This is a genomic window from Sphaerobacter sp., assembly GCF_019683595.1.
Taxonomy (GTDB): domain Bacteria; phylum Chloroflexota; class Chloroflexia; order Thermomicrobiales; family Thermomicrobiaceae; genus Sphaerobacter.
Map to the genome: position 1 here is coordinate 1 of NZ_JADGHZ010000304.1, position 2,675 is coordinate 2,675.

The following is a 2,675-nucleotide window of genomic DNA, read 5'->3' on the forward strand; positions in this document are numbered from 1 at the left end:
GCGGGTATGGATCACCCGGATGCGGTCCTGCACGGCGTACAGGGCGTCGAAGGCCCAGTCGAGCTGCACGCCGGGCAGCCCGAAGATCACCGCCACGTCTTGCGCCAGCAGGCTGGCTGCCAGCGCCTGCCCACCCGTCATCTGCGCCACACTCAGTCTCCTTTCTCCTCGCTCGCCCCGGAGCACCAATGTTCGACCGAGGCCGGAATCCGCATGGGCATGCCGGGGGGAGCCGGCCAAACCCTCGGCACGGTACCTGCTCAATGCTGGCCGAGTTCGGCGTCCGCGACGTCAGCTCCGACGATTGTAGGACGGATAAGACAGTAACACACGCTCCAACCCGTGGCGAGGGGTCTTGACGCGGACTGGGGCCCGGTAATACGTTGATCCCGCTAGGGACAACCGGGGAGAGGGAGGAGTCACGCCTATGGCGCCACAGCCCGAGTCTGCTCGCCCACAAACCGACTCGACAGCATCAGCGTGCCCCAGCAACACCCCCGCCGTCGACATGCCCGATGCCTGGACCTTCCAATGTGCCGACTGCGGCGCGTCCTGGAGCGTCACGACTGACAGCCTGATCCAGGGGGACGACTGGATCCACTGCCCGAAGTGTCGCCCCGCACACCACACGCCGCCGAACCCATCATCGCCCAAGAACTAACCGGCGAGTTCGCTCAGGCAGTGTCGATCGGGTTGCGCCCGCACTCCTGCATGCCCATGCCGATCGCAACCCGCCTGGATCATCGTCGGGCCAGCGGGTCGTGGGACGCAACCCGCTCCATGGCGCGCAGCGCGCTCCGACCGGCTCAGAAGAGAGGGGGCGATGCGGACGGCTCCACCGCGCCCCTGTGCGTAAGTACCGGGCCCCCCATCCTACCTAAGTAGACATATTGGTAGCCAAGATTGGCTATTGCAGCGTCCACTCTGTGGCATGTAGACCTACACTATCTGTTGCCGTACCTCTCTTGATTGGGAGATCCCGATGATGCCCATTGACGACCGGCCCCACCGCCACCACTACTTGGGCGCTCAGGCCGAGTCGCCCCACAAGCGGAGCGCGACACCGTTGCTCCCACGCCGTTTCGACCTGACCTGCGCCGACTGCGGCACCACCTGGAGCGTGAGCCCGTCCGATATTCTGGCCGGGGACGCGTGGGTCACCTGCCCGGTCTGCGCGAACGCAGATCGCAAGCAGGAAGAACGGTAGCGGCCACGGTGGGTGGTTGCGTCTCCGTGTTCGGCATTCGGCGGTGAACAACCGCCGCTTGCCCCTGCCCAAAAACCTGCACACGACAGCGCCGGCACGATGCCGGCGCTCCTCATCCCCGCCCGTGCCGCCCACGGCTCGATGCCTGGCGGGACTCGCGCTCCTCATCCCCACCCCTCGGCGGACCTTCCACAATTCCCGGCGTGTGCCCACGGCGGAAGCCGCCAGGCCGACAACGAAAGCCGGCTGACGCCGGCTTTGGAGTGCAGCGGCCCGAGCCGCCGCTGTGGTATCGCGCGGCCGCAGCCGCGCCCCGGGGTTGGTGCCTCGCCGTCGTCGGGACATGGGATGGGTGGCGAGAGAGTATCCCACCGTGCGGCACGTGCCCCGGGGCTCATGGAGTTTGACGAATTGCCGTGGTACATGTACCGGTCCGTCGTCTCGTCCTTGTCATCCTGAGCGGAGCCGGCCGGCGCCGGCACGCCGGGCGGCGGCTTCGTCCGAGCCGAAGGATCTCGCGTCGGAGCGGTCACGCAGCGGGAAGATCCGTCGCTGCGCCGGGGCCGGCTGGCCGCCGCCCCGGCTCCGCTCAGGATGACACACGGGGAGTCGCGGGCCGCTGGTGGGTAGACACGACTAATTCGTCAAACACCATCACCCCCGGGCTGATAATGAAAAGCCGGCTCAACCCGGCTGGGATCGCGGTGCGGCCCAGGCCCCGATGCGCCGGTTCCACCGCTCAGCCCGCGCCCGGGGGTGATGGAGTTTGACGAATGATGTGGGTGTACGCAGTCGACCTGTGTCCTGGGCGAAAGCCGCCGGGCACACCACCCCTCGCGGGACACGGGCCAGAGCGCGGAGCCCCTCGCACCACCCATCTCGCGATCCAGCACCCACCCCGGCGCGCGGCTGCGGCCGCGCCTTACCACAGCGGCGACTCGGGCCGCCGCACGCCAAAGAGCCGGCTCCAGCCGGCTTTCGTTGTCAGCCCGGGGCTTGAGCCCCGGACACGTGCCGACCGCGTGCGCCCTTAACGAACGTTCGTCAAACCCCATGAACCCCTGGCACATGACACCGCCATTGGTCCGTCTAGGCGACCACGCTCCTCGATCGTGCGGTGCCGATCAGGAACTGCCAGCGACCCCTATCCGCTCCAGAAACTCCAGCAGCAGCGCGTTGAAGGCGTCGGGGTTGTCGACGGGGACGCCGTGGCCGGCGTCGGGCACCTCCACGAGGTCCGTGGGCGGGAGGGCGTCGGCGACGGCGAGGGTCAGCTCGCGGTATTCGGGCTGGGTGTTGGCGCCGTAGACCAGCAGGGTCGGGATGTTAAGCGCGGCGAGCGGGCCGGGGCCGGGGTCGAAGTCCATCACGGCATCGAACCAGGCAGGGGTGGAGAGCACGTTGTGCCGCCACTCGGCCAGGCGCCCCCCCCCGACCAAGTTAGGCCACTCTGGGCCCAGGAGGGGGG

General features: G+C 68.4%; 2 protein-coding genes. One reads left to right on the top strand and one right to left on the bottom strand.

Annotated elements, in window-relative coordinates; all coding sequences use genetic code 11:
- Positions 1-982 precede the first annotated feature (982 nt).
- The gene (locus IRZ30_RS16910; RefSeq protein WP_294086863.1) at positions 983-1,207 is read left to right on the top strand and encodes a hypothetical protein; all 225 of its coding nucleotides are present in this window, start codon (positions 983-985) and stop codon (positions 1,205-1,207) included.
- A 1,124-nt stretch (positions 1,208-2,331) separates the two neighbouring features.
- Here the strand turns inward: IRZ30_RS16910 and IRZ30_RS16915 are convergent.
- Positions 2,332-2,675: alpha/beta hydrolase (locus IRZ30_RS16915; protein WP_294086865.1), on the bottom strand; the 344-nt coding region annotated here is incomplete at its 5' end.

Coding starts and splice junctions, on each gene's coding strand:
- IRZ30_RS16910 (WP_294086863.1), top strand. CDS start 983: ATGATGCCCATTGACGACCGGCCCCACCGCCACCACTACTTGGGCGCT.